2 protein-coding genes are annotated in these 1,364 nt (G+C 69.9%); one reads left to right on the top strand and one right to left on the bottom strand.

Annotated elements, in window-relative coordinates; all coding sequences use genetic code 11:
* On the bottom strand, positions 1-613 hold a 613-nt coding region (locus ACFV4N_RS43790; RefSeq protein ID WP_499678610.1), incomplete at its 3' end, for a M20/M25/M40 family metallo-hydrolase.
* 220 nt (positions 614-833) lie between these two features.
* On the opposite strand from ACFV4N_RS43790, the gene ACFV4N_RS43785 reads away from it, so the two are divergent.
* On the top strand, positions 834-1,364 hold a 531-nt coding region (locus ACFV4N_RS43785; RefSeq protein ID WP_499678609.1), incomplete at its 3' end, for an IniB N-terminal domain-containing protein.

Below are 1,364 nucleotides of genomic sequence, written 5' to 3'. Positions count from 1 at the left end.
TCTCCGCGGTCTCCACCAGGTAGGCGCGCACGTCATCCTTCAACGTGATCGAGAACCCGCCGACCTCGCTGATGGCCTCCGTGACGCCCTCGAACAGCTCGGGCCGGTTGTCCACGAGCCACTTGGCGCCCCAGACGCCGCCCGCCTCCTCGTCGGCGAGGAAGGCGAACACGATGTCGCGGGGCGGCACGATCCCGTCGCGCTTGAAGCGCCGCGCGACGGCCAGCGCCATCGCGCACATGTCCTTCATGTCGACGGCCCCGCGGCCCCACACGTACCCGTCCTCGACCGCGCCGGAGAACGGGTGGACCGACCACTCGGAGGCGTCGGCGGGCACCACGTCGAGGTGGCCGTGCACGAGCAGCGCTCCCCGGCTCGGGTCGGCACCGGCCAACCGGGCGATGACGTTGCCCCGCCCCTTGGCCCCCGACTCGACGTAGGTCGTCTCGTACCCGACCTCGGAGAGCTTCTCCGCCACCCACTCGGCGGCGGCCCGTTCACCCACCAGGGTGGCGGCGTCCCCGGTGTTGGTGGTGTCGATCCTGATCAACTCGCTGGCGAGCGCCACGACCTCGTCCTGCGCGAGCCGCAGCCCGTCTGCCTCGTTACTCACCAGGTCTTCCTACCACCACCGGAGACGTCGCCCGGCGAGCACCTCCACCCCGCACGGGTGACACCGATTGAGGGATTGTCCCCAACCCCCTAACTCAGAGCAATCGAAACCCCCCAACGAGTAACAACCACAACAGGGGATCTCACCCGATGTGGTGACCTATGCCCCATCCCTAACGTTGGCCGGGCCGTACAAGACAACGCTCGGGAGCACACCACAGATGTACCCCGTCCAGACCCTGCAGGACTTCGCCCTCGGCCTGCTGACCGACGAGGCCGCGCGGACCGCCTTCCAGAGCGACCCCCAGGGCGTGCTCGACGCCGCCGGCCTGGGCGACCTCAGCCCGCTCGACGTGCAGGAGGTCCTGCCGCTCGTGGCCGACCAGGTCGCGTCCCCCGACCTCGGCCTGGGCACCGACCTGGTCGACGACCTCGGCCTGGGCGCCGACCTCGTCGACGACCTCGACGCCGACGTGCTCACCTCCGTGCACGACCTCGCCGCGCAGACCGCCGTCGCCGACGTGGTCGGCGACAACCTCCGGCTCGACGACGTGCTGACCGGTGACCTCACCTCCGGGATCGGTCAGATCACCCACAGCGCCGTCGACCTGCACGACATCGCCCAGACCGGTGACGTGATCGGCGACATCGGCAACGTCACCAGCGGCGTCGGCGTCGGCGAGGTCGGCAGCATCGACGACCTGACCGCCGTCCAGGACGTGGCCGACATCGGCAAGATCACCGACGTGGTC

Origin of the sequence: Actinosynnema sp. NPDC059797 (assembly GCF_042732085.1) — a bacterium.
In the GTDB taxonomy this organism is placed as follows: Bacteria; Actinomycetota; Actinomycetes; order Mycobacteriales; family Pseudonocardiaceae; genus Actinosynnema.
This window is presented reverse-complemented; position numbering and strand designations above follow the sequence as displayed.